This window comes from Marinicauda salina (assembly GCF_003122085.1).
Classification (GTDB): domain Bacteria; phylum Pseudomonadota; class Alphaproteobacteria; order Caulobacterales; family Maricaulaceae; genus Maricicauda_A; species Maricicauda_A salina.
In genome coordinates this window covers 538,320-563,598 of the sequence record NZ_QEXV01000001.1, presented here as the reverse complement: position 1 = coordinate 563,598, position 25,279 = coordinate 538,320, and the positions used below count along the sequence as shown (strand labels likewise).

Here is a 25,279-nt window from a genome sequence, read left to right as displayed (position 1 = left end):
GTTGGCTTCAGCCCCGCGCCGCGTAGCCGGCCAGAACCTCGCACAGCCAGCGCCCGGCGGTGAGCGCGGTGATGTCGGCGACATCGATCCCCGGATCGAACTCGGTGAGATCGACCGCCTTCACGCGCGGATGCGCCGCCAGCCGGCGCGCCGCGGCGAAGAAGTCGTGGGCGGCCATGCCGCCGGGCCGGGCGCCGGGCGCGCCCGGGCACTGGGCGCGGTCGACGACGTCGATGTCGAAATCGACATAGATCACCTCGCAGCGCTCCCACAGCGTCTCGAGCGCCGCGTCGACCAGGCCGAGCACGCCGATCTCGCGGCAATCGCCCATCGTGCGCACGCAGATCCCGTGCGCCTTCGCCGTCTCGTGCATGCGCGCGGTGTTGGCGAAGGGCGCGAGCCCGATCTGGACGATATTGCGGCCGGGCAGGCCGTCCTCGATGAGCGCCTTGACCGGATTGCCGTTCAGGAGCCCGCAGTCGGTGTCGCGCAGGTCGAAATGGGCGTCGAGCGTGATCAGCCCGGTCCGCTCCAGCGGGCCGAGCGCGTGCACGCCGGGCCGGGTCACGGCGTTGTTGCCGCCGAGGATGACGGTGAGGCCGTGCTGACCGGCGAGCTTCGCCGCGGCGTCGCGCACCGGCGCGAACGCATCGGCGGGCGAGACCGCCTTGAGATCCACATCGCCGGCGTCGAACACGGCCAGATCGTCGATCCCGTGCTCGGTCTCGAGGTCATAGACGCTGAAGCGTCTCAGCACATCACGGATCGCCTTCGGCGCTAGATCGCAACGGCCCGGCGTCAGAGAGCGCTCGGAAAGCGGCGCGCCCAGCAGCGCCACCGGCGCGTCCTTCGATCGACCGAGCAGGTCGGCGATCGAGCGCCAGGACCGGCACTCCGACTCGGCGGCTTCGCGCATGGGAAATGCTCCGCAATTGGACGAGCGTGAAAATCTGCTATCAGTCCGGTCCCTTTCGAACAAGCGCGACGGAGTTCCTGGCCCGCATGTGGGACGCCCTCTGGACCGATCTCGACGCCGCCACGATGGCTCCAGACATCGACGCCGCCTATGGCGCGATCCCCGACGCCGCCATCGGGATCGCCGACGGCCGGATCGCCTGGATCGGCCCCCGCGCCGAGCTGCCCGGCGCGCCGGAGAGCCTGGCGCATGAGACCGTCTCGCTCGGCGGCGCCTGGGTCACCCCCGCCCTCGTCGACTGCCACACCCACCTCGTCTTCGGCGGCGACCGGATCGGCGAGTTCGAAAAGCGCCTCGAAGGCGCGAGCTATGAAGAAATCGCCAGGGCCGGCGGCGGCATCAAGTCGACCGTGGCGGCGACGCGCGCGGCGAGCCTGGACGAGCTCGTCGAAGCCGCCATTCCCCGCCTCGAAGCGCTCAAGCGCGGCGGCGTCGCCACCGTCGAGATCAAGTCGGGCTACGGCCTCGACGTCGACACCGAGATCAGGATGCTCGAGGCCGCCGGCCGCGCCGCCGAAGCCGTCGGACTTCGCCTGAGGCGGACCTATCTCGGCCTCCACGCCCTGCCCGAGGAATACGCCGACCGGCGCGAGGCCTATGTCGAGCTGATCTGCGAGAAGGGTCTGCCGCAGGCGCGCGCCGCAGGCCTCGTCGACGCCGTCGACGCCTTCTGTGAGACCATCGGCTTTACGATCGAGGAAGTGCGCCGGGTCTTCGAGACCGCCCGCCAGCTCGCCCTGCCGGTGCGGCTTCACGCCGAGCAGCTCTCCGACCAGGGCGGGGCGGCGATGGCGGCGGCCTTCAACGCGCTGTCGGCCGATCACCTCGAATATCTCGACGCCGCCGGCGTCGAGGCCATGGCCGAGGCGGGAACCGTCGCCGTGCTGCTGCCCGGCGCCTTCTACGCCCTCGGCGAGACGCGGCTTCCGCCGGTCGCGGCGCTGAGGGAGCGCGGCGTGAAGATGGCCGTCGCCACCGATCTCAACCCCGGCACCTCGCCGCTCGTCTCGCCGACGCTGGCGATGAACATGGCCTGCACGCTGTTCGGACTGACGCCGGAGGAGGCGCTGGCGGGCATGACCCGCAACGGCGCCGCCGCGCTGGGCCTGGAGGATGGGATCGGAACGATTGAGACCGGCAAGGCCGCCGACCTCGCCGTGTGGCGGATTTCGCAACCCGCCGAAATCGCCTACTGGATCGGCGCGGCCGGGCCCGAGCGCCTGGCGATCGCCGGCCGGCTTGAAAGGATGCATGCATGAACGAGCGCTTCGCCAACGCCCGCGTGGTCAAGCCGCGCACGGGCCCCGAGAAGAAAGCCAGGACCTGGGTCGCCGAAGCCGCGTGCCGAATGCTGATGAACAATCTGCATCCGGACGTCGCCGAGCGTCCCGAGGAGCTGGTCGTATACGGAGGGATCGGCCGGGCCGCGCGCGACTGGACCAGCTACGACGTCATCCAGGAGACGCTCGAGCGCCTCGAGCCTGACGAGACCCTGCTCGTCCAATCGGGCAAGCCGGTCGGCGTGTTCCGCACGCACGAAGACGCCCCGCGCGTGCTTATCGCCAACTCCAACCTGGTGCCGAAATGGGCGACCTGGGACCATTTCCACGAACTCGATCGCAAAGGACTCATGATGTACGGCCAGATGACGGCCGGCTCGTGGATCTATATCGGCTCGCAGGGCATCGTTCAGGGCACGTACGAAACCTTCGCCGAGGCCGGCCGCCAGCATTATGGCGGCGATCTCTCCGGGCGCTGGATCCTGACCGCAGGCCTGGGCGGGATGGGCGGCGCCCAGCCGCTCGCCGCGGTGATGGCCGGCGCCTGCTGCCTCGCGGTCGAGTGCGATCCCGAGCGCATCGCCTTCCGCGAACGCACCGGCTATGTCGACGAGAGCGTCGAGACGCTCGACGAAGCGCTTGAGCTGATCGAGCGCTGGACAAAGGCCGGCGAGGCGAAGTCCGTCGCGCTGCTGGGCAACGCCGCCGACATCGTTCCCGAGATCCTGAAACGCGGGGTTCGTCCCGACCTCGTCACCGACCAGACCTCGGCCCACGATCCCGTCAACGGCTATCTGCCGCAGGGCTGGAGCATCGCGCAGTGGCGCGAGGCCGCCGAGAAGGACCCCAAGGCCGTCGAGCGCGCCGCGCGCGCCTCGATGCGCGTCCATGTCGAGGCCATGGCCGGCTTCTCGAAGGCCGGCGTGCCGACGGTCGATTACGGCAACAATATCCGCCAGGTCGCCTATGACGAGGGCTTCGCCGACGCGTTCTGCTTCCCCGGCTTCGTGCCCGCCTATATCCGCCCGCTCTTCTGCCGCGGCGTCGGCCCATTCCGCTGGGCCGCCCTGTCCGGCGACCCCGAGGACATCGCGAAGACCGACGCCAAGGTGAAGGAGGTCCTGCCCGACGACGCGCGGCTGCATCGATGGCTCGATATGGCCGCCGAACGGATCTCGTTCCAGGGCCTGCCGGCGCGGATTTGCTGGGTGGGGCTCGGCGAGCGCGACAAGCTCGGCGTCGCCTTCAACGAGATGGTCGCCTCGGGCGAATTGAAGGCGCCGATCGTGATCGGCCGCGATCATCTCGATTCCGGCTCGGTCGCCAGCCCCAATCGCGAGACCGAGGGCATGAAGGACGGATCCGACGCCGTCTCCGACTGGCCGCTTCTGAACGCGCTGCTCAACACCGCCTCCGGCGCGAGCTGGGTCTCCTTCCACCATGGCGGCGGGGTCGGGATGGGCTATTCCCAGCACGCGGGCATGGTGATCGTCGCGGACGGCACGAAGGAGGCCGAGGCGCGCCTGAAGCGCGTGCTCTGGAACGATCCGGGCACGGGCGTGATGCGCCACGCCGACGCGGGCTATGAGGAGGCGGTAGACTGCGCGAAGGAGCGCGGCCTCGACCTGCCGATGATCGGGCGCGCGCCGTGACCGCCGCGATGCTGATCCCCGGCGAGACCGGGCTGGGCGCCATTCGCGCAATCTGGGCCGGCGCGCCGGTCGCGCTGGACGCATCGGCGCGCGACACGCTCGACGACGCCGCGGCGAGCGTCGAACGCATCATCGCGAGCGGGCGCACGGTCTACGGGGTCAACACCGGCTTCGGCCTCCTCGCCAACACGCGCATTCCCGGCGACAAGCTCGCCGAACTCCAGCGCAACCTCCTGCTCTCCCACGCCTGCGGCGTCGGCGAGGCGCTGCCCGCCCATGTCGTCCGGCTGATCATCGCGCTGAAGGCGCTCGGCCTGGCGCGCGGTCATTCCGGCGTGCGCCGGGAAGTCGTCGAGCTGATGCTTGCGCTGGTGGAGCGCGACTGCCTGCCGGTGATCCCGTCGCAGGGCTCGGTCGGCGCGTCGGGCGATCTCGCCCCGCTCGCCCATCTCGCCTGCGCGCTGATCGGCGAGGGCCGCGTGGCGTTCGAGGGCGAGACCCTGCCCGCCGCCGAGGGGCTGGAACGCGCCGGGCTCGCCCCGGTGACGCTGGGTCCCAAGGAAGGCCTGGCGCTGATCAACGGCACGCAGGTCTCGACCGCGATCGCGCTCGACGCGCTGTTCAAGGCCGAGCGGGTCTTCGACGCCGCCTTCGCCGCCGGCGCGCTCTCGGTCGAGGCGCTGATGGGTTCGCACGCCCCGTTCGACGCCCGCCTCCACGCGCTGCGCGGCCAGCCCGGCCAGATCCGGGTCGCCGAGCATCTGCGCGGCCTGCTCTCGGGCAGCGAGATCGCCGAGGCCCATCGCAATTGCGACCGGGTGCAGGACCCCTACTCCTTCCGCTGCCAGCCGCAGGTGATGGGCGCGGCGCTCGACCTGCTGGGCGACGCGGCCGAGCGGCTGCGCGTCGAGGCGAACGCCGTCTCGGACAATCCGATCGTGTTTCCGGATGCGGACGAAGCGATTTCGGGCGGCAATTTCCACGCCCAGCCCGTCGCTTTCGCCGCCGACATGATCACCATGGCGCTGTGCGAGGCCGGCTCGATCAGCGAGCGCCGCTTCGCCGTGCTGGTGGATCCGAAGATGAGCGGGCTGCCGGCCTTCCTCGTCGAGGAGGGCGGGCTCAATTCCGGCTTCATGATCGCCCAGGTCACCGCCGCCGCGCTGGTCGCGGAGAATCGCAGCCTCGCCTTCCCCGGCAGCGTCGATTCCGTGCCGACCTCGGCCAATCAGGAAGACCATGTCTCTATGGCGACCGGGACGGCGCGCAAGGCCGTTCGCGTGGCGGAGAACGCCGCGGCGATCATCGGCGCGGAGCTGCTCGCCGCCGCCCAGGGGATCGACCTGAGACGGCCGCTGAAGACGACGGCCGCGCTCGAGCGGGTCCACGCGCGCGTGAGGAAGATCGCCGCGAAGCTGGACGCCGACCGCTACATGGCCGACGAGCTGACGAGCGCGCAGGACGCCGTCCTCGCCGGCGCGATCGCGGACGCCGCGCCGGTCTGGACGGAGTGAGCGCCTACTCGGCCTGCTCGTCCGCGAGCGCCTTGGTCTTGGTGATGCCGAGCATGTCGAGCACGGCGCGCTCGTAGAAGGGCTCGTTCACCCCGCGGCGCATCTTGCCGAGGAAGTAGTTCTCGAAGCCGAGCTTGGCGAGATGAACCCAACGGCCCTCCGCGGCCCAGTTGACGTTGCGCGGCGGGATCTGCGGGATCGCCACGAAGGCCACGCCGCGATTGCCGAAATCGGCCAGGCACACCGCGTTCCAGGTCGCCTCGCTCTTGGGCTCCTCGCCGTCGATGATCGCGCGGATATTTTTCGCCGTGGCCCGGACCATGGATTCGATCATGAAGCCCGTCTTCGGCACGCCGACAGGCACCGGGTACTGGCCCACCGGCGGGATCGCCACGCACACGCCCACCGAGAAGATGTTGGGATGGGCTTCGTTGCGCTGCATCTTGTCGACGGTGACGAAACCCTTCGGATTGACCAGGCCCTCGACGTCGCGCACCGCCTCGACCCCGCGGAAGGCGGGCAGCATCATCGAGTAGGCGAAGGGCAACTCGTGGGTCTTCTTGACCGAGCCGTCGTCTGCGACCTCCTCGACGTGCATCACGCCGTCCTCGACCTTCTTCACGCGCGCGCTCGTGATCCACTTGATGTCGCGATCGCGCATCTCGCTTTCGAGCATCGACTTCGTGTCGCCGACGCCCTCGAGGCCGAGATGGCCGATATAGGGCTCCGAGGTGACGAAGGTCATCGGCACCTTGTCGCGGATTTTCCGCTTGCGGAGCTCGTGCTCCATGATGAAGGCGAACTCGTAGGCCGGCCCGAAGCAGGACGCGCCCTGCACCGCGCCGACGATGATCGGGCCGGGATTCTCGACGAATGTCTCCCAGTCCGCGCCGGCTTCGGCGGCGTGATCGACATGGCAGACGGACTGCGTGTACCCGCCGTGCGGGCCGAGCCCCTCGATCTCGTCGAAGGCGAGCTCCGGGCCGGTGGCGATGACCAGGAAATCATACTCGATCTTCCGGCCGTCCGTGAGTTCGACGGCGTTCTCCTCCGGATGCACCTTCTTCGCGGCGCAGTGGATGAAATCGATATTGCGCTTGGCGAGCATCGGCTCGAGCTCGACCTTGATCGCGTCGGGCTTGCGCCAGTTCACCGCGACCCACGGGTTGGAGGGGGTGAAGTGGAAGGTCGGGCTGTCGCTGATCACGGTGATCGTGTCTTCGCGACGCAGCTCGCGCCGGGCCTCGAGCGCCATCGGCACGCCTCCAAGTCCGGCTCCCAGTACGACGATATGCGCCATGGCGCTCTCCTTGTTTCAGTGTCGTAACCGTCGCCGCGACGCGGCTGCGGATCAGGCGATTCCTTCGGCCGCCGTGCAGAACTGCGCCCGTAGATGCCGAAGCATCCCGAGACAGCGCTCGTCGGCGAGTCGGTAGAAGACCTGGAGTCCTTCCCGGCGCCCGTCGACGAGCCCCTCCGCGCGCATGCGCGAGAGATGTTGAGACATCGCCGATTGAGAAAGATCGGCGACCTCGCAAAGTTCCGAGACCGTCGCCTCGCCGCTCGCCAGCCGGCACAGGATGAGCAGTCGTTTCTCGTTGGCGATCTGCTTGAGAAAGCGCGCGGCCTCTCCGGCCTGAGCCTGAAGCTCGGCGAGCTGCGGATCCTTGATCTGGCTCATTCGCAATTCCGTCCATTCATTAGTTGACACTAAAGTAGTGATCTCTAATTTAGTGGTCAATCATATTATGTCGTTCCGTGCGAACAGCCCGTCAGGCAAGGGAGAACCGACCATGAGCCGCGAGGACATCGAACCCCAGGACGTCGCCGCGCAGCTGAAATCCGGCGAGGCCATCCTCGTCGACGTGCGAGAGGCGCACGAATTCGGCGCCGAGCGGATCCACGGCGCTTTGCTGCATCCGCTGTCGACCTTCGATCCCGCGGCCCTGCCCGCGGACTCGAAGCGTCGGGTCATCCTCCATTGCGGCTCGGGCAAGCGCTCCGGCGACGCTTTGTCGCGGTGCGCAGAGGCCGGGGTCGAGGTGACCGCGCACATGGCGGGCGGCATCATGGCCTGGAAGCAGGCCGGCCTGCCCACGGTGACCGTCGATCCCTCGACCGGCCGCGTCATCGACCCCCAGCGAAAGTGATCGCCATGCTCGCCGCCGCCCTCGCCCTTCTCGCAGCGTCCGTCGCGCAACCCGCTGCGGCCGACGGCGAAACCTTCGACGTGGCCCGCACCCGCATCGCCGACGAGAAGGCGGTGTTCGCCACCGTCGAGAGCCTCGACGTCGTGCCGGCGCGCGCACGCCTGAGCGGCACGATCGGCGAGCTGCGCATCGACGAGGGCGACCGGGTCGAATCCGGCGAGGTCATCGCGGTGGTCGTCTCCGAGCAGATCTCGCCCCAGATCGCCTCGCTCAACTCTCGCGTCGCCGCGCTCGAGGCCCAGCTCGAGCAGGCCCGCGCCGATCTCGCGCGCGACCAGCGCCTGTTCGATCGCGGCATCGTCTCCGAAGCGCGCATCGAGACCGCGCGCACTCAGGTCCAGGTGCTCGAGAACCAGGTCGCCTCGGCGCGCGAGGAGCGCGCCGTCGTCGTCCAGCGCGCCCGCGAAGGCGACGTTCTGGCCCCGGCCAGCGGCGTCGTGCTGGAGGCGCCGCTGACCTCCGGCTCGGTGGTCCAGCCCGGCGAGGTGGTCGCCCGCGTCGCCTCCGAGCAGTACGTGCTCCGCCTGCGCCTGCCCGAACGCCACGCGCGCTTCATCGCCGAGGGCGACGAGATTCGCGTCGACGCCGCCGCGCTGGCGGGCGATGTCGGCGATCGCGGCGTCATCCGCCAAGTCTATCCCGAAATCCGGGACGGCCGGGTCATCGCCGACGCCCGCGTCGAGGGGCTCGGCGACTATTTCGTCGGCGAGCGCGTCCGCGTCTTCGTCGCCACCGACGAGCGCGACGCCATCCTCGTTCCCGAGCCCTTCCTGTCGACCCGCTACGGGCTCGACTACGCCCTGCTGAGCCAGGACGACGGGACGGTCCGCGAGGTGGTCGTCCAGCGCGGGCCGGCCCGGCGCGAGACCGATGACGGGACCCCGCTCATCGAAATCCTTTCGGGCCTCGAACCCGGCGACAGGCTGGTCGCGCCATGAAGCTCGGTTTCTCCGGCAATCTCGCGCGCGGCTTCATCAACAGCCCGCTGACGCCGCTGCTGCTGCTGGCCGCGCTCGGCCTCGGCCTGATCGCGCTCCTGACCATTCCGCGCGAGGAGGAGCCGCAGATCTCGGTGCCGATGGTCGACGTCATGGTGCGCGCCGACGGCCTGGCCGCGCCCGACGCCGTCGAGCTCGTCACCGAGCCGCTGGAAGCCATCGTCTCGGGCATCGCCGAAGTCGACCACGTCTATTCCCAGACCCAGGACGACCAGGTTCTGGTCTCGGCGCGCTTCGAGGTCGGCGTGCCCGAGGACATCGCCGTGCTGCGCGTCCACGAGGAGATCAGGGGCAATTTCGACCGAATCCCGATCGGCATCCCCGAGCCGCTGGTGGTCGCGCGCGGCATCAACGACGTGCCGATCGTCACGCTCACCCTGTCGCCCCGCGAGGGCGCGGGCGAGCGCTGGACCGACGCCGACCTGTTCACCGTCGCCGAGGAGCTGCGCGGCGCGCTGTCGAGCGTCGAGGCGACCGGGCTGACCTTCATCGTCGGCGGCCGCGACGAACAGGTCCGCATCGAGCCCGATCCCGAGCGGCTGGCCCAGTACGGCATCACGCTCCAGCAGCTCGCCGCCAAGATCGAATCCGCCAACCGCGCCTTCCCGACGGGAACCGTTTTCGAGGAGGGAGGGGTGCGCGTCGCCGAGGCCGGACGCACGCTGCGCGATCCCGCCCGCATCGGCCTGCTGGTGCTGACCGCCCGCGACGGCCGGCCCGTCTATGTCCGCGACGTCGCCGACGTCGTCATCAGCCCCGAACCTGCCGAGCACCGCGTCTGGACGCTGACGCGCCCCGGCGCCGCGCACGGGGAGGACTCTCACGGCGAGGACGCGCACGCCGAAGACGGCGAAACCGGCTGGAGCCGCGCGCCCGCCGTCACGCTGGCCATCGCCAAGCGCCCCGGCGCCAACGCCGTCGTCGTCGCCGAGGACATCGTCGAGACCGTCGAGGGCCTGCGCGGTCGGCTGATCCCCGACGACGTCGAGGTCGCGATCACGCGCAATTACGGCGAGACCGCCAGCGAGAAGGCCAACGAGCTCTTCTTCCACCTCGGCCTGGCGACGGTCTCCATCGTGATCCTGATCGCGCTCGCCGTGGGCTGGCGGGAGTCCATCGTCGTGCTTGTGGTCATCCCGACAACCATCCTGATCACGCTCTTCGCGTCGAACACGCTGGGCTACACGATCAACCGGGTCAGCCTGTTCGCGCTCATCTTCTCCATCGGCATCCTCGTCGATGACGCCATCGTGGTGATCGAGAACATCGCCCGGCACTGGGCGATGAAGGACGGCCGCCCGCGCGCGCAGGCCGCCATCGAGGGCGTTGCCGAGGTCGGCAACCCGACCATCGTGGCGACGCTCACCGTCGTCGCCGCGCTGCTGCCCATGCTGTTCGTGTCGGGCCTGATGGGCCCGTACATGGCGCCGATCCCGGTCAACGCCTCGGCGGCGATGATCTTCTCCTTCTTCGTGGCGATGGTGATCACGCCCTGGCTGATGCTGCGCATCGCGGGGCGTCCCGGCGTCGAACCCCACGCCGAGAGCGCTCACGGCGGCGGAGAGACCCGGCTCGGCGCCGCCTACCGCGCCGTCGCGTCGCGGGTCGTGATGAGCCGGAAGGTCGCCTGGAGCTTCCTGATCGTGGTGGGCGTGCTGACCGTGCTGGCCATGGCGGCGATCCCGCTCGGCCTGGTGACGGTCAAGCTCCTGCCCTTCGACAACAAGTCGGAGTTCCAGGTGATCGCGGATCTGCCCGAGGGCGCCTCGCTCGAGGAGACCGAGCGCGTCCTGTTCGAGGCCGCCGACATCCTGTCCGAGATCCCGGAGACGACCTCGATCCAGGTCCATGCCGGGACCGCCGCGCCGTTCAACTTCAACGGCCTGGTCCGGCGCTACTTCCTGCGCGAGGCGCCGGAGATGGGCGATCTGCAGGTCAATCTCACCCCGCGCCATCACCGCGACCGGCAGAGCCACGCCATCGCGCTGGAGGCCCGCGAGCGGCTGCGCGAGATCGAGCTGCCCGAGGGCGCGACGCTCAAGGTCGCCGAGGTGCCGCCCGGCCCGCCGGTGATCGCCACGCTGCTGGCCGAGATCTACGGCCCCGACGCCGAGACCCGGCGCGCGGTCGCCAGCGAGGTGCGCGCGATCTACGAGGAGATCGACTATGTCGTCGATGTCGACGACAGCTTCGGCCGGCCGCGGCCGCGCCTGCGCCTCGAGATCGACCAGGACAGCCTGGAATTCTTCCGCGTCGAGCAGCGCGACGTGTTCGACACGCTGCGCATCCTCATGGGCGGCATGCCGGTCGGGTACTCGCATCGCGGCGAGGGCCGCGATCCGCTCGCCGTCGTCATCGACCTGCCGCGCGCCGACCGCGCCTGGACGGAGCGGCTGCTGTCGACGCCGGTGCCGACCAACCTGCTGCCCGGCGATCGCGGCGTCGTCGAGCTCGGCGACGTGGTCACCGCCGAGCGCGTCGAGGGTTCGCCGCTCATCTTCCGCCGCGACGGGCGCTACGCCGACATGGTGATGGGCGAGCTCGCCGGCCGCTTCGAGGCGCCGATCTACGGCATGATGGAGGTCGCCCGGCTGATCGAGAGCGATCGCTGGCCCGACGACCTGCCGCGGCCGGAGATCCGCTATGTCGACCAGCCGCTGACCGACGCCGAGACGGCGCTGCTGTGGGACGGCGAGTGGGAGATCACCTACGTCACCTTCCGCGACATGGGCGCAGCATTCATGGTGGCGCTGGCGGGCATCTACGCCCTCGTCGTCGCGCAGTTCGGCAGCTTCCGCGCGCCGCTTGTGATCCTCACGCCGGTGCCGCTCACGCTGATCGGCATCGTCATCGGCCACTGGCTGTTCGGCGCGCCGTTCTCGGCGACCTCGATGATCGGCTTCATCGCGCTGGCGGGCATCATCGTCAGGAACTCGATCCTGCTGGTGGACTTCATCCGCCACGAGGCGCGCTCCGACGAGACGCTGCGCGAGACGGTCCTGCGCGCAGGCGCGATCCGCTTCAAGCCGATCCTTCTGACCGCGCTGGCGGCGATGATCGGCGCCTCGGTGATCCTGTTCGACCCGATCTTCCAGGGCCTGGCCATCTCGCTGCTGTTCGGGCTGGCCTCCTCCACCCTGCTGACCGTGCTCGTGATCCCGGCGATCTACGTGATCTTCAAGGATCCCGACGCGGCCTACGTCCCCTCCGTCGGCGGCGGTTCCGCCGGGGCTGATGAAAGGAGCCCGTCATGACTGTCGGAAAAGCCGTAACCCTGCTCGCCGGAACGATGGTGCTCGTCTCCGTCGTGCTGGCCTGGCTGTACAGCGACTGGTGGCTGCTTCTGGCCGCCTTCGTCGGCGCCAATCTCGTCCAGTCGAGCTTCACCGGCTTCTGTCCCGCCGCCTCGATCTTCAAGGCGCTGGGCGTGAAGGAAGGCGGCGCGTTCGGCTAGGCGTTCAGCCGGACGCCGACCGCTCCAGAGTCTCGCGCAGCTCGGCGAGGATGCGCTCGCGCGCCGCGTCGTCCGGGGCGGCGTCGAGCCGGGCGCGCAGATCCAGCGTGAGCGCGGCCAGCGCGTTGTGCCAGTCGAGCCGGTCGATCCCGTCCTCGGGCATCCGCCGGATCACCGCTTCGCGCGGCCGGAACGCGTTCTCGACGAGGTCGAACTCGTCGTCCAGATGCGGCGTGGCGATAGCGTCGCCGTCGAGACCAGCGGCGGCGAGGTCGCCCTTGAGCGCGTCGATCGCCGCGGCGTCGCCATGGGTGAGGAAGAGCTTGCGGCCGATCGGCGCGCGCGCCCGGATCCAGTCGACGAGTTCGGTTCCGTCGGCGTGGCCGGAATAGAGATCGATCGAGCGGATCCGCGCGCGCACGGCGACGGGTTCGCCGAAGATGCGCACAGATTTCGCGCCCTCCTCGAGCAGCCGTCCCAGCGTGCCCGGCGCCTGGAAACCGGTGAGCATGACCGTGGCGTTCTCCCGCCAGAGGCAACGCTTGAGGTGATGGCGGATGCGGCCTGCGTCGCACATGCCGCTGGCGGCGAGAATGATCGCGCCCGAGGCGAAGCGCGCGATCGCCTTGCTGTCGTCGACGGTCTCGGAGAAACGCAGATTGGGATGATCGAAGGCGGCCTCGGCGCGCGCGCCCGGCTCGAGCTCGTCGGCGTGTTCGGCGAACACCTCGGTGGCGCGGATCGCCAGCGGCGAATCCAGGAAGACCGGCACCGACGGGATTTCGCCGGCGTCCATCAGCGCGAACAGGTCGGCCAGCAGCTCCTGCGTGCGCTCGACCGCGAAAGACGGGATCAGGAGAAGCCCCTCGTCGGCGAGGGCTGCGCCGACCTCCTCGGCGAAGCGCGCCCGCCGGCCGGCCGGGTCGAGCGCCTCGCGCTCGCGCCCGCCATAGGTCGACTCGCACACCACGCAGTCGAGGCCCGCCGGTCCTTCGGGATCGGGATGGAAGAGCTTGTGCTCGGGCCCGACATCGCCGGAGAAGAGCATCGAGACCGGCTTGTCGCCGCCGGCGTCGATCGCGAGCTCGATCGAGGCCGAGCCGAGGATATGGCCGGCGTTCCAGAAGCGCGCGCGTACGCCCGGCGCCGGCTCGATCCACTGTTCGTAGTCGACCGGGCGAAACGACGACAGGGCGGCGACGCCGTCATCGCGGGTGTAGATCGGCTTGACCGTGGGATAACCGCGCCGCCGGTTGCGCTCATTGAGATACCGGACCTCCTGCTCCTGGATGTAGCCGCTGTCGGGCAGCATGTAGGACAGCAGGTCGCGCGTGCCCTCGGTGGCGTAGACCGGCCCGTCGAAGCCTTTCCGGATCAGCTTCGCGACCAGGCCCGAGTGATCAATATGGGCGTGGGTGAGCAGGACGAAGTCGATCTCGCGCGGGATGAAGGGGAAGTCGTCGTAATTCAGCTGCTTGAGCCGCTTCGGCCCGTGGAACATGCCGCAATCGACGAGGAAGGAGACGTCGTTCGCGCGCAGCCAGTAGCACGAGCCCGTCACGGTCCGCGCCGCGCCGCAGAACTTGATGAAGGCGCTCATCGGCGAATCTCCTCCTGAAGCGCGGCGGCCACCACCGGCGCTATCCCTGCGGCGTTGGTGAAATGCGCGATGGCATCCGTCGAGCGCAGGCGCGCGAGCCCGGCCGCGACGAGGGCGTCATGATCGGCGCGCGAGGACAGGCAGTGCGTTGCGGCGGCCTCGACGGTCGCCGCGCCGGCTTCAAGCGCCAGCCGCGCGCATTCGGCCAGCGTCGCGCCGCTGGAGACCAGATCGTCGACGATCACGACCTGGCGGCCCTCCGCGCGCTCGATCCCCGCGATCTCGATCGCCACGTCGCGATCGCCGCGGCGGACCTTGCGGCCGACGAGAAAGGGCGCGTCCAGCACCCCGGCGACGCGCGAGACCCAAGCCTCGGATTCGGCGTCCGGACCGACGAGAAGCAGGTTTCCCGTCCCGGGATCGGCGGCGATCATGTCGGCGAGCACGCCCGTCGCGGTCAGCGCGTCGGCCTCGGCGCCGGGGAAGACCTGGCCGATATCCGGCGTGCGGTGGAGGTGCGGATCGACCGTGACGATCCGCTCGAAACGCGCAGCGAGGAAGTCGCCGATCACGCGCTGGCTCACCGCCTCGCCGGGCGCGAAGGCCGTGTCCTGCCGCATGTAGCAGAGATAGGGCGCGACCAGGACGCGCCTCTTGGCGCCGCGATCGGCGAGCGCCGAGGCCGCCAGCATCAACTCGACGAGCTTGGCGTTCGGGTCGTCGAGCGAGCAGTAGACGAGCGCCGTCTCCCCGATCGCTGGAACGCGCACCCGGCTCTCGCCGTCGGGAAAGCGGTGGACCTCGATCTCGGCGCACGGCGCGCCCAGCGCGTCGGCGAGCCGGCGGGCGGGCGCGGCCTGGCCGGGCATGGCGAGGACGGTCGCCATCATGCCGAGCCCGGCGAGATGGCGTAGCCGGACTCCTCGTCGGCCATGTCGCAGGCGAAGCCGAAGCTCGACCGCACGCAGGAATGGATGCGGTAGAGCGGCTCGCCGGCCTTCACCGGGTCGCCGACCTTCTTGAGCAGGTCGAGCCCGGCGCCCTTGTCCATCGGCGCGCCGGCGAGCCGGGCGATGCGCGCGATCCGCCAGCAGTCGATCGCCGCGACGACGCCGTTCGCGGAAGCGGGCAGCTCGTGCACGAGTTCGCCGAGTGCATGGGTCGTCTCATTGCGGCCCTGCCGGTCGATGATCCGCTCCATCGCGGCGAGCGCCTCGCCGGAAGTGAGCAGCTCGCGGGCGCGGGCGTGTCCGGCGCCGCCGCGCAGGTCGGGATCGAGATCGAGCACGCGACCGGCCAGAAGCAGCGCGCGCTCGCGCAGGTCGGCCGGCGCGTCGGGCTCGTTTCGCAGCACCGCCATCACGTCGCGCGCCTCGAGCACTGGGCCGACGCCGCGCCCGACCGGCTGCGCCCCGTCGGTGATCACCACGTCGATCTCGAGCCCGGACTGTTCGCCGACATATTCGAGCATTTTTCTCAGCCGCACCGCCTCGCGGCGCGTGCGGACCTTCGCCGTCGGACCGACGGGAATGTCGACGACGAGATGGGTCGAGCCGGCCACGATCTTCTTCGACAGGATCGAGGCGACCATCTGCTCGGGCGGATCGACGCCGAGCGGGCGCTCGACCGAGATCAGCACGTCGTCGGCGGGCGACAGGTTCACGTGGCCGCCCCAGACGAGACAGCCCTTCTCGTGCTCGATGATCTCGCGGATCTCGCCGATCGAGAGATCGACGTCCGCCAGCACCTCCATCGTATCGGCCGTGCCCGACGGCGAGGTGATCGCCCGCGAGGACGTCTTGGGAATGTGCAGGCCGTGCGCGGCGACGATCGGCACGATGATCATCGAGGTGCGGTTGCCCGGCACGCCGCCGACGCAGTGCTTGTCGACGACCAGCTCCGAATCCCAGCTCAGCTGGTTGCCGACGCTGACCATGGCGCGCGTGACGTCGACCATCTCCTGGGTCGTCATGAAGCGCGCCGTCGCGACGAGATAGGCCGCCAACTCCATCGGCGAATAACGATAGGCGGCGATGTCGGAAATGATCGCCTTGAGCTCGCCCGCCGACAGGGTGTGGCCGGCGATCTTGCGGCGCACCGCATCGAGGCTTTCGGGCGGCTTGGCGTGCGCGATCGTGACCTCGGCGCCCTCCTCGAGCCCGAGCCGGCGGAAGGCCTGCTCGCCGAGACCCAGCTCGTCGGGCCCCACGAGCGACGAGTCGTCGGCGATGATCAGCTCTGCGAGGAGATGGTTGCCGCCGCCGGAGACCTCGATCTTCCTCAGCGCCTGGAACTCGGCGGCGCGATACTCGGTGCAGTCGCGCGCGAGCAGCGCGGTGTTCTCGGGATAGGTGTCGATCGCGACCCGCCTGAGCCGCAGCGTCGGCTTCGGGCCGCCGTCCTCGCCGGGCGCGAGTTCGGGACGCGGTGCGGACAGCTTCATGCGCCTCGGATCTCCTTCTCGGGCCTGCCTGACCCGACAGTATCGAAGCCGGCGCGTTCGCCAAGGCTCGATGCGCCCGCGCCGACCCGCGGCCGATCGTCCCGCCGGCGATCCTACGGAAGACATTGCGCCGCGCGCCGCGGCGGCCGATGCTCGGACCTTCATCCGCATGCGGACGCCGAAATGGATTTTCTCGAGATTGCGGAAAGACTGGCCGCGGCCGTCGCGATCGGCTTCCTGATCGGCGTCGAGCGCGGCTGGAAGCAGCGCGAACAGGCCGAGTCGACCCGCGTCGCGGGGCTGAGGACCTACACGCTCATCGGGCTGATGGGCGGCGCGGCGGGCCTGCTCGCCCAGGAGGTGGGCGAGTTCGCCTACGCCGCGCTGACGCTGGGCTTCGCCGGCGCCTGGACATACTACAAGGCGCGCGAGATCGACCAGGAGAACGACTACTCGATCACCGGCCTAGTGGCCGGACTGCTGGTCTATCTCCTCGGCACGCTGGCGATGGTCGGCGACATCCAGATCGCGACCGGAGCGGGCGTGCTGCTGGCGCTCGTGCTGGCCTTCAAGCGCGCCACGCATTCCTGGGTGCGCAAACTGAGCTGGGAGGAGCTCCGCTCGGCGCTGCTGATCCTCGCCGCGACGCTGATCGCGCTGCCGCTTCTGCCCGACCGTGCGCTCGATCCGTGGGGCGCGTTCAATCCGCGCCAGCTCTGGCTGCTGACCATCCTGCTCGCCGGCGCCTCCTTCGCCGGCTATGTCGCGCTGCGCCTGTTCGGCCCGCGCCGCGGCCTGTTCATCGGCGGGCTCGCCGCCGCGGCGGTGTCCTCGACGGCGATGACGCTCGACCTCGCCCGGCGCACGCGAGCCCGCGAGGCGCCGACCCGGCTGGCGACGGCGGTCGCCGCGGCCGGCAACGCGGTGATGATCGGCCGCGTCTTCATCTTTCTCGCGATCTTCGGCCAGCCGGCGCTGGTCATGGCCGGCCCGCCCCTGCTCGCCGCCGCTCTCCTGTCGGCGGGCCTGTCGGTGGCGTTCGCCTGGCGCGCCAAGCCCGAGACGCCGGACTCCACCTTCCAGAAGCTCGGCAACCCGCTCGACCTGCGCTTCGTCCTCCAGGTCGGCGCCGTGCTCGCCGCGATCATCGCGCTGGCGCGGCTCGCCCAGCACTTCTTCGGCGGGGCGGGACTGCTGGCGCTGGCGGCCACAGCGGGGCTCGTCGACGTCGACGCCGTCACGCTCGCGGTCGCCTCGATGGTGCGCGACGGCACGTCGGCCGAACTGGGCGCGGCGGCGGTGCTGCTCGCCGTGGGCGTCGACACCGTCTCCAAGGCGGGCCTGGCGCTGATCTTCGGCCGCGCGCGCTTCGCCGTGCCCTATGCGGTCGCCTCGGCCGCCGCGCTCGTCGCCGGGGCGGCCGCGCTCGGCGCGGTGATGCGTTTCGCCGGCTGAACGCCTGCGATTTCCACGCCCGGAACCACGCTGGCTCACACGGTGCGCGCCCAGAAGCGCGGCTCCAATCCACGTGAAGATGGAGCCTCCCCGTGAAAAAGACCGCCCTGCTCGCCTATGGCGGGATCGCCTACCTGCTGGCGATGGCCAACATCGCCTACATCGTCGGCTTCCTCGCCGATTTCGGCGTGCCGAAGACCGTCGCCGCCGGCCCGACGATCGATCTGCTCGGCCCCGACGCCGGCCTCGGCGCGACGATCGCGCTCGACGCCGCGCTGGTGCTGATCTTCGGCCTGCATCACTCGATCACCGCCCGGCGCTGGTTCAAGCGCTGGTGGACGCGCTTCGTCCCGGCCGAGATCGAGCGAGCGACCTATCTCTACATGACCGCCGTGATGACCGCGCTCCTGGTGCTGTTCTGGCGGCCCATCCCCGAGACGATCTGGCGGGTCGACGCCGTCTCCGCCCAGGCCGCGATCTACGCCGTCTACCTCTCGGTGTGGGCGATGATGTTCTCGGCCACCTTCCATTTCGGGCATTTCGGCTTCTTCGGCCTGGCCCAGGTCTGGAACCGCATCACCGACCGCGCGCCGGCCGAGCCGGCCTTCGCCGCGCGCTTCCTCTACGCGCTGGTGCGCCACCCGATCAGCCTGGGATGGATGACCGTTCCCTGGATCACGCCGCACATGACGACCGGTCAGCTCGTCTTTGCGCTGGCGAGCATGGCCTACGTGCTGGCCGCCACGCCGTTCGAGGAGGCCGATCTCATCGCCGAGCTGGGCGACGTCTATCGGCGCTATCGCAAGTCGGTGCCCGCCTTCCTCCCGGGCCGGCGCGCGCGCTGAACCATCGACGACGACTGACCGGAGACCGAAATGCTGAAGACCATCCTCGCCCCGACCGCCGCGGCCCTCGTCGCGGCGGGCGTCGCGGCGATCGCCATCGCCACGCAGATCCCCTCGGCCGACTCCGAGCGACCCGTGCGCACGGCATGCGCGAGCGGGGCGGAGCTGCAGACCGGCCTGTCGGCGCACCGCCTCGAGACCGGCGGGCGCGAACGCGCCTACCGGCTCTACGTGCCCCACGATCATGCCGGCGACGCCCCGATCCCGCTCGTGGTCGACCTGCAGGCCTCGGGCGTCTCGCCGGAGATCGAGTTCGCCATCAGCGGCCTCGAAGACGCCGCGGAGCGGAACGGGTTCGCCGTCCTGCTGCCCGAGGCCGTGACGCCGTTCCCGTCCGGAGGCCACACCTGGAACGTCCCGGCTTCGCCGGACGGGCCTGACGACGTCGCCTTCATCGCCGCGGCGATCGACGACGCCGCCGGGCGGGCGTGCGTCGACGAGACCCGCGTCTACGCCGTCGGCTTCTCCGGCGGCGGCCGGATGGCCTCCGAACTCGCCTGCCGGACGCCGGAGCGCTTCGCCGCCATCGGCGCGGTGGGCGGGCTCCGCCACCCGGGCGGGGCGCGCGCCTGCCGTCGCGCCGACCCGGCGGTGTCGATCATCGCCTTCCACAGCGTCGACGATCCGATCAATCCCTATCGCTATGAGGCCGGCGCGGCGCCGCCCTACTGGACGCACGGCGTCGACGAGGCGCTGTCGCGCTGGGCGGCGACCAACGGCTGCGCCGCGCGACCCGTCGTCGAACGCGCGTCGGCGCGGGCGGAGCGGATCGTCTACGACGACTGCCGCGGCGGCGGCCGCGTCGTGCTCCATCGCCTCTCGGGCAGCGGGCATGTCTGGCCCGGCAGCGGCTTCGCCTTCCCCGAGCGGCTGGGCGCGCCCGAGCCGGAGATCGCGGCCACGCCGATGATCGTCGACTTCCTCTCGCGCTACGAGCGGCGGCCGGAACGCTGAGCTCACGCCAGGCTCGCCGCGGCCAGCGGAAAGGGAATCGAATCGAAGGAAAGCAATGCGTCTGCGCGCGGCCTCGCCGGTGCGGAACAGGGCGCGGATCGCCTTGTTCCGCACCGGGTTAGTGCGAATCGCCCGACTGAGGCATATTGCCATAGTTACAGTCCGGACAGGTTTTGCTCAGAAGGGGCTGAATCGAGGGCGAAACGGGAGGGGCGCATGGCCGAAGCGGTCGCACCCAGGAAATCCGGCTTTGATGCGAGCGCGCTGGCGGTCACGGCAATCTGCCTGATCGGCGCGTTGTGGTCGCTCATCGCCGCAGCCAACGGCGCCGACGCCTCCATGCGCGCGCAGGCCTGGATCATCGGGGCGGGCTTCCTGCTCGGCCTGTTCGCCCTGCTGGGCGTCTACACCGAAGGCGGGGTCGAGACCGAACCCACCCAGTACAACGAGAACATCGTCAAGTACGGCGTGGTCGCCTCGATGTTCTGGGCGGTCGCGGGCCTGCTCGTCGGCGTGATCATCGCCGCCCAGCTGGCCTGGCCGGCGACGCTGTCCTGGGACGCGTTCCCGCAACTGAATTTCGGCCGGCTGCGGCCGGTCCACACCAGCGCGGTGATCTTCGCCTTCGGCGGCAACGTGCTCATCGCGACCAGCTTCTACGTCGTCCAGCGCACCTCGCGGACGCGGCTCGCCGGCGGGATCTGGCCGTGGTTCGTGTTCTGGGGCTACCAGCTCTTCATCGTGATCGCCGCGACCGGCTACCTGATGGGCATCACCCAGTCGCGCGAGTACGCCGAGCCGGAATGGTACGCCGACCTTTGGCTGACCATCGTCTGGGTGGCCTATCTGCTGATCTACCTGGCGACGCTGGCCAAGCGGAAGGAACCCCACATCTACGTGGCGAACTGGTTCTACCTGGCCTTCATCGTCACCATCGCCATGCTCCACGTCGTCAACAACCTGGCGATGCCCGCGAGCCTGATCGGATCGCGCAGCTTCTCCGCCTTCGCCGGGGTCCAGGACGCGCTGACGCAATGGTGGTACGGCCACAACGCGGTGGGCTTTTTCCTCACCGCCGGTTTCCTGGCGATCATGTACTACTTCATACCGAAGCGGGTGGAGCGGCCGGTCTATTCCTACCGGCTGTCGATCATCCACTTCTGGGCGCTGATCTTCATCTATATCTGGGCCGGCCCGCACCACCTGCACTACACCGCCCTGCCCGAATGGGCGCAGACGCTGGGCATGACCTTCTCGGTGATGCTGTGGATGCCGAGCTGGGGCGGCATGATCAACGGCCTGATGACGCTGTCGGGCGCCTGGGACAAGCTCAGGACCGACCCGGTCGTGCGCATGCTCGTGGTCTCGGTCGCCTTCTACGGCATGTCGACCTTCGAGGGTCCGGTGATGAGCGTGCGCGCGGTCAACTCGCTGTCGCACTACACCGACTGGACCATCGGACACGTCCATTCCGGCGCGCTCGGCTGGGTCGGCTTCATCTCCTTCGGCGCGCTCTACTGCCTCGTGCCCTGGCTGTGGAAGCGCAGGGGCATGTACTCGCGCGCGCTGATCGAGTGGCACTTCTGGATCGCGACGCTGGGCATCCTGCTCTACATCACCTCGATGTGGGTGTCGGGCATCATGCAGGGCCTGATGTGGCGCGCCTACAACTCGCTGGGCTTCCTCGAATACTCCTTCGTGGAGACGGTCGAGGCGATGCATCCCTCCTACGTCATCCGCGCGGTCGGCGGGATCATGTACCTCGCCGGCGCGCTGATCATGGCCTGGAACGTCTACAAGACGATCAAGGGAGACGTGCGCGAGACCGAGGACGTCGCCCAGACCCAGCCCCAATCCATCCAGCCGGCCGAGTGACGGGGGACGCGAATGGCTAAGAAACCCAATCCGATCTGGGCCTGGCACAAGAAGGTTCTCGAGAAGAACTCGATGCTGCTCACCGTCGGCATTCTCGGCGTGGTGTCGGTCGGCGGCCTGGTGGAGATCGCGCCGCTCTTCTATCTCGACACCACCATCGAGGAGGTCGAGGGCGTGCGGCCCTACTCGCCGCTCGCCGTGATGGGCCGGGACATCTATATCCGCGAGGGCTGCTATACCTGCCACTCGCAGATGGTCCGCCCGCTGCGCGACGAGGTCGAGCGCTACGGCCACTACTCGCTCGCCGCCGAGAGCATGTACGACCATCCCTTCCAGTGGGGCTCGAAACGCACCGGCCCGGACCTCGCCCGGGTGGGCGGCAAGTATTCCGACGAATGGCACCGCGACCACATGCGCGATCCGCGCTCGGTGGTGCCCGAATCCATCATGCCGCCCTACGCCTTCCTCGAGGAGACGCCGCTGGAGATCGAGACGGTCGAGGCGCGCATGACGGCGCTGCAGCGGCTGGGCGTGCCCTATACCGACGAGATGATCGAGAACGCCGAAAGCGACCTGCACACCCAGCTCGATCCGTTCTCGTCGAACTACGACGCGTTTCTCGAGCGCTATCCCGGCGCGCCGATCCGCGAATTCGACGGCAATCCGGAGATGGTCTCCGAGCTCGACGCGCTGATCGCCTACCTGCAGATCCTCGGCACGATGGTGGACTTCTCCACCTATGAGGCCGAGGCCGACGAGAACCTGAGATAGGCATGTACGAGGCGCTCGCCAGCTTCGCCCAGACCTGGGGGCTTCTGCTCTTCATCGCGCTGTTCGGCGCGGTGCTGGTCTACGCCCTGTGGCCGAAGAACCAGGCGAAGTTCGATCGCGCCGCGCGCATGCCGCTGGACGACGACAAGCCCGCTGCGGCGGAGGACGAGGCGCCCGACGCGCGCCCGGAGGATCGCAAGGATGGCTGACGAGCACGACAAGCCCGAGGTCGACGACGTCACCGGCGTCGGCACCACCGGCCACGAGTGGGACGGCATCAAGGAGCTGGACAACCCGCTGCCGCGCTGGTGGGTCTGGATCTTCTACGCCTCCATCGTCTGGTCGGTGATCTACATGATCTTCATGCCGGCCCTGCCCGCGCCGCCGGGCTTCCAGGGCCACACCGAGGGCCTGCGCAATCACTCCGAGCGCGCCAATGTCGCCGAGGCGATGGACCAGCTGCGGGCCAGCCGCGCGGACAATTTCGACGCGCTCCAGACCGCCGTCGCCGAGGGCGGCGTGGCCGCCGTCGAGTCCGATCCGGATCTGCTCAATTTCGCGCTCGCCGCCGGCCGGTCGGCCTTCGGCGACAATTGCGCGACCTGCCACGGCTCGGGCGCGCAGGGCTTCATCGGCTATCCGAACCTCAACGACGACGCCTGGCTGTGGGGCGGGACCTATGAGGCGATCCGTCACACGCTCGAAGTCGGCATCCGCTCGGAGCATCCCGACACGCGCTTTTCCCAGATGCCCGCCTACGGCCGGGACGGGCTTCTGACCCGCGAGGAGATCGACCAGGTCACCGCCCATGTCTTGACCCTGTCGGGCCGCGAGCCCACTTCCATCGCGGCGGCCGAGCAGGGCGCGGAGATCTTCGACGCGCAGTGCGCCGCCTGCCACATGGCCGACGGGACGGGCGACCGCACGCAGGGCGCGCCGAACCTGACCGACGACATCTGGCTCTATGGCGGCGAACCCGAGCAGATCAGCGACACGATCTGGCGCGGCCCCTACGGCGTGATGCCGTACTGGGAGGACCGGCTCGAGGAGCCGATCATCACCTCCCTGGCCGTCTATGTTTACCTGCTCGGCGGGGGCGAGGAGGACGAGTTCATCGAAGCCGCGCGGCGCGGCGTCGACGGCCCGGGGACGGCCGGCGGCCGCTGACCGCGCGGGGTCCGGCGGACACGCCGGACGCGGAGCGCAGACCATGAACCTGATCAACGCCCGGCCGAAGGCCGCCGAAGGCGTCGAACGATCCGACGCCGTCGCGGTCAACGACGCCGAACAGCGCGAGCTCTACAAGAAGCGCGAGCCGATCTATCCCAAGCTCGTGCACGGTCGATTCCGCGCCGCGAAGTGGGCCTTCATGGCCTTCGCGCTCGGCCTCTACTACCTGCTGCCCTTCGTGCGCTGGGACCGCGGGCCGGGCGCGCCCGACCAGGCCGTGCTCGTCGATTTCGCCGGCCGGCGCTTCTACTTCTTCTGGATCGAGATCTGGCCCCAGGAGGTCTACTACATCACCGGCCTGCTGATCGCCGCGGCGCTGGCGCTGTTCCTGGTGACCGCGCTGTTCGGCCGGGTCTGGTGCGGCTACGCCTGCCCGCAGACGGTCTGGACGGACCTGTTCATCGCGGTGGAGCGCTTCTTCGAGGGCGACCGCAACAAGCGCATCAAGCTCGACCGCGCGCCGTGGAGCTTCAACAAGGCCTGGCGCAAGGTCTCCAAGCACGCCGTCTGGCTCATCATCGCCGGGGCGACCGGCGGGGCGTGGATCCTGTATTTCCACGACGCCTTCGACACGCTTAACAACTTCTTCACCGGCGAGGCGGCGCTCACCTCCTACCTGTTCTTCGGCATCCTGACCTTCACCACCTACACGCTCGCGGGAACCATGCGCGAGCAGGTGTGCACCTATATGTGCCCGTGGCCGCGCATCCAGGCGGCGATGACCGACCGCGAGGCGCTCAACGTCACCTACAAGGTCGATCGCGGCGAGCCGCGCGGGCCCCACAAGAAGGGCGACAGCTGGGAGGGCCGCGGCGACTGCATCGACTGCAAGGCGTGCGTGGCGGCCTGCCCGATGGGCATCGACATCCGCAACGGCCCGCAGCTCGAATGCATCCATTGCGCGCTGTGCATCGACGCGTGCAACGACATCATGGACAAGGTCGGCCGGCCGAAATGGCTGATCGGCTATGACACCGACGACAATATCGACCGCCGCATGAAGGGCGAGCAGCCGCGCTATCGCTTCATCCGGACGCGGACCCTGGTTTACGCGGTCTCGCTCGTCGTGGTGCTCGCCATCATGCTCTACGCGCTGGCCACGCGGTCCGAGCTCGAGCTCAACGTCACCCGCGACCGCAACCCGAACTATGTCGAGCTGTCGGACGGCTCGGTGCGCAACGGCTACACGCTCAAGGTCCTCAACAAGGCCAACGCGCCGCGCAGTCTCGATCTCAGCGTGGAGGGCGATCCCGCCATCGAGATGCGGGTGCTGGGCGTCGAGGACGGCGACCGGCTGACGGTGCGGCGCGATCGGACGCAGGATTTCCGAATCTTCCTGTCCCTGCCGGCCGGCGCGGTCGACTCGCCGAGCGAACCGATCACCTTCATCGTCACCGATCCCGAAACCGGCGAGACCGCCCGGACGCGCTCGACCCTGCAGACCGGAGCGACGCGATGAGGTTCAAGGGGTTCAAGGGGCCGATCACGGGAAAGCACGTGCTCATCGGCATGATCGCCTTCTTCGCCGTCACCATCGCGGTGAACGCGACCTTCATCACGCTGGCGGTGCGCACCTTCAGCGGCGAGGAGGTGGAGCGTTCCTACGTGCAGGGGCTGGCCTTCAACCAGGTGCTCGAGGAACGCCGCGCCCAGGCCGCCCGCGGCTGGGAGGCCGCCGTCGACATCGACGCCGACCGCGTGATCGTCTCCGTCTCCGATCCCGAAGGCGGCCCGGTCGGCGGGCTCGAACTCGCCGGCGCGCTGCGCCATCCCGCCGACACCTCCCGCGACGTGATCCTCGACTTCGTCGAGCGCGAGACCGGCGTCTACATCGCCGAGCCCGGCGCCGTCCCGCCGGGCGCCTGGACGCTCGCCGCCGAGGGCGAAAACGGGCCGGCCTTTTCCTTGCGCCGGCGCATGTTCGTCGAAAACGCGGCGGAGTAGCCGCATGTTAGGCTGAGC

The 25,279-nt window shown here is 69.5% G+C and carries 22 protein-coding genes; 16 read left to right on the top strand and 6 right to left on the bottom strand.

Translation table 11 applies throughout. From position 1 onward, the window contains the following. Nucleotides 1–7 precede the first annotated feature (7 nt). Complete coding sequence (locus tag DDZ18_RS02545; protein ID WP_109251778.1) at nucleotides 8–916, bottom strand: agmatinase family protein; 909 nt, start codon at nucleotides 914–916, stop codon at nucleotides 8–10. Nucleotides 917–1,002: 86 nt separating this feature from the next. Here DDZ18_RS02545 and hutI point away from each other — a divergent pair, with 86 nt between their 5' ends. Genes hutI through hutH form a run of 3 tightly spaced genes read left to right on the top strand, consistent with a single transcriptional unit; the run spans nucleotide 1,003 to nucleotide 5,422 of the window. Then, on the top strand, nucleotides 1,003–2,235 hold the full coding sequence (gene hutI / locus DDZ18_RS02540) for an imidazolonepropionase (RefSeq protein ID WP_109251777.1): 1,233 nt from the start codon (nucleotides 1,003–1,005) through the stop codon (nucleotides 2,233–2,235). Beyond that, entirely contained in the window at nucleotides 2,232–3,908 is a 1,677-nt protein-coding gene (gene hutU / locus DDZ18_RS02535) for a urocanate hydratase (protein WP_109251776.1), read from the top strand. The genes hutI and hutU overlap by 4 nt, the downstream gene beginning before the upstream one ends. 8 nt (nucleotides 3,909–3,916) lie before the next feature. Continuing rightward, the gene (gene hutH, locus DDZ18_RS02530; RefSeq protein ID WP_109252206.1) at nucleotides 3,917–5,422 is read left to right on the top strand and encodes a histidine ammonia-lyase; all 1,506 of its coding nucleotides are present in this window, start codon (nucleotides 3,917–3,919) and stop codon (nucleotides 5,420–5,422) included. Nucleotides 5,423–5,426: 4 nt separating this feature from the next. Here the strand turns inward: hutH and DDZ18_RS02525 are convergent, their stop codons facing one another. Then, a complete protein-coding gene (locus DDZ18_RS02525) occupies nucleotides 5,427–6,722 on the bottom strand; it encodes an NAD(P)/FAD-dependent oxidoreductase (protein WP_109251775.1) in 1,296 nt (431 codons plus the stop codon). 51 nt (nucleotides 6,723–6,773) lie between these two features. After that, nucleotides 6,774–7,103 carry an ArsR/SmtB family transcription factor gene (locus DDZ18_RS02520; protein ID WP_109251774.1) on the bottom strand — a complete coding sequence of 110 codons (330 nt, stop codon included), beginning with the start codon at nucleotides 7,101–7,103 and terminating at the stop codon, nucleotides 6,774–6,776. 112 nt (nucleotides 7,104–7,215) lie between these two features. On the opposite strand from DDZ18_RS02520, the gene DDZ18_RS02515 reads away from it, so the two are divergent. The 4 genes from DDZ18_RS02515 to DDZ18_RS02500 are packed head-to-tail and all read left to right on the top strand — an operon-like array spanning nucleotide 7,216 to nucleotide 12,084. Further along, nucleotides 7,216–7,572, top strand: coding sequence for a rhodanese-like domain-containing protein (locus tag DDZ18_RS02515; RefSeq protein WP_109251773.1), 357 nt, complete (start codon nucleotides 7,216–7,218; stop codon nucleotides 7,570–7,572). A 5-nt stretch (nucleotides 7,573–7,577) separates the two neighbouring features. After that, nucleotides 7,578–8,570, top strand: a complete 993-nt coding sequence (locus tag DDZ18_RS02510) for an efflux RND transporter periplasmic adaptor subunit (RefSeq protein ID WP_109251772.1) — start codon at nucleotides 7,578–7,580, stop codon at nucleotides 8,568–8,570. Then, complete coding sequence (locus tag DDZ18_RS02505) at nucleotides 8,567–11,884, top strand: efflux RND transporter permease subunit (RefSeq protein ID WP_109251771.1); 3,318 nt, start codon at nucleotides 8,567–8,569, stop codon at nucleotides 11,882–11,884. Before DDZ18_RS02510 ends, DDZ18_RS02505 begins: the two co-directional genes overlap by 4 nt. Further along, nucleotides 11,881–12,084: a YgaP family membrane protein gene (locus DDZ18_RS02500; protein WP_109251770.1), complete on the top strand. Its 204-nt coding sequence runs from the start codon at nucleotides 11,881–11,883 to the stop codon at nucleotides 12,082–12,084. The genes DDZ18_RS02505 and DDZ18_RS02500 overlap by 4 nt, the downstream gene beginning before the upstream one ends. Before the next feature lie 4 nt (nucleotides 12,085–12,088). Here the strand turns inward: DDZ18_RS02500 and DDZ18_RS02495 are convergent, their stop codons facing one another. The 3 genes from DDZ18_RS02495 to DDZ18_RS02485 are packed head-to-tail and all read right to left on the bottom strand — an operon-like array spanning nucleotide 12,089 to nucleotide 16,127. Then, nucleotides 12,089–13,684: an MBL fold metallo-hydrolase gene (locus DDZ18_RS02495; protein WP_109251769.1), complete on the bottom strand. Its 1,596-nt coding sequence runs from the start codon at nucleotides 13,682–13,684 to the stop codon at nucleotides 12,089–12,091. Beyond that, complete coding sequence (locus tag DDZ18_RS02490; protein WP_109251768.1) at nucleotides 13,681–14,574, bottom strand: ribose-phosphate diphosphokinase; 894 nt, start codon at nucleotides 14,572–14,574, stop codon at nucleotides 13,681–13,683. The genes DDZ18_RS02495 and DDZ18_RS02490 overlap by 4 nt, the downstream gene beginning before the upstream one ends. Continuing rightward, nucleotides 14,571–16,127, bottom strand: coding sequence for a thymidine phosphorylase family protein (locus tag DDZ18_RS02485; RefSeq protein ID WP_109251767.1), 1,557 nt, complete (start codon nucleotides 16,125–16,127; stop codon nucleotides 14,571–14,573). Before DDZ18_RS02485 ends, DDZ18_RS02490 begins: the two co-directional genes overlap by 4 nt. A 183-nt stretch (nucleotides 16,128–16,310) precedes the next feature. Between DDZ18_RS02485 and DDZ18_RS02480 the strand changes: the two genes are divergently transcribed. From DDZ18_RS02480 to DDZ18_RS02440, 9 genes are all read left to right on the top strand, one after another. Next, nucleotides 16,311–17,582 (top strand): MgtC/SapB family protein, encoded by a 1,272-nt coding sequence (locus DDZ18_RS02480; RefSeq protein ID WP_109251766.1) that lies wholly within the window; start codon nucleotides 16,311–16,313, stop codon nucleotides 17,580–17,582. Nucleotides 17,583–17,674: 92 nt separating this feature from the next. Continuing rightward, nucleotides 17,675–18,427 carry a methyltransferase family protein gene (locus tag DDZ18_RS02475; RefSeq protein WP_109251765.1) on the top strand — a complete coding sequence of 251 codons (753 nt, stop codon included), beginning with the start codon at nucleotides 17,675–17,677 and terminating at the stop codon, nucleotides 18,425–18,427. A 30-nt stretch (nucleotides 18,428–18,457) separates the two neighbouring features. Then, a complete protein-coding gene (locus DDZ18_RS02470; RefSeq protein WP_109251764.1) occupies nucleotides 18,458–19,441 on the top strand; it encodes an alpha/beta hydrolase family esterase in 984 nt (327 codons plus the stop codon). Between the two features lie 216 nt (nucleotides 19,442–19,657). Next, a complete protein-coding gene (gene ccoN, locus DDZ18_RS02465) occupies nucleotides 19,658–21,316 on the top strand; it encodes a cytochrome-c oxidase, cbb3-type subunit I (RefSeq protein ID WP_109251763.1) in 1,659 nt (552 codons plus the stop codon). 12 nt (nucleotides 21,317–21,328) lie between these two features. Next, nucleotides 21,329–22,087 (top strand): cytochrome-c oxidase, cbb3-type subunit II, encoded by a 759-nt coding sequence (gene ccoO, locus DDZ18_RS02460; RefSeq protein WP_109251762.1) that lies wholly within the window; start codon nucleotides 21,329–21,331, stop codon nucleotides 22,085–22,087. A gap of 2 nt (nucleotides 22,088–22,089) precedes the next feature. Beyond that, the gene (locus DDZ18_RS02455; protein ID WP_109251761.1) at nucleotides 22,090–22,296 is read left to right on the top strand and encodes a cbb3-type cytochrome c oxidase subunit 3; all 207 of its coding nucleotides are present in this window, start codon (nucleotides 22,090–22,092) and stop codon (nucleotides 22,294–22,296) included. Then, complete coding sequence (gene ccoP / locus DDZ18_RS02450) at nucleotides 22,289–23,254, top strand: cytochrome-c oxidase, cbb3-type subunit III (protein ID WP_109251760.1); 966 nt, start codon at nucleotides 22,289–22,291, stop codon at nucleotides 23,252–23,254. Before DDZ18_RS02455 ends, ccoP begins: the two co-directional genes overlap by 8 nt. Before the next feature lie 43 nt (nucleotides 23,255–23,297). Beyond that, the gene (gene ccoG, locus DDZ18_RS02445; RefSeq protein ID WP_109251759.1) at nucleotides 23,298–24,776 is read left to right on the top strand and encodes a cytochrome c oxidase accessory protein CcoG; all 1,479 of its coding nucleotides are present in this window, start codon (nucleotides 23,298–23,300) and stop codon (nucleotides 24,774–24,776) included. Continuing rightward, nucleotides 24,773–25,261: a FixH family protein gene (locus DDZ18_RS02440; protein WP_109251758.1), complete on the top strand. Its 489-nt coding sequence runs from the start codon at nucleotides 24,773–24,775 to the stop codon at nucleotides 25,259–25,261. The genes ccoG and DDZ18_RS02440 overlap by 4 nt, the downstream gene beginning before the upstream one ends. Nucleotides 25,262–25,279 lie beyond the last annotated feature (18 nt).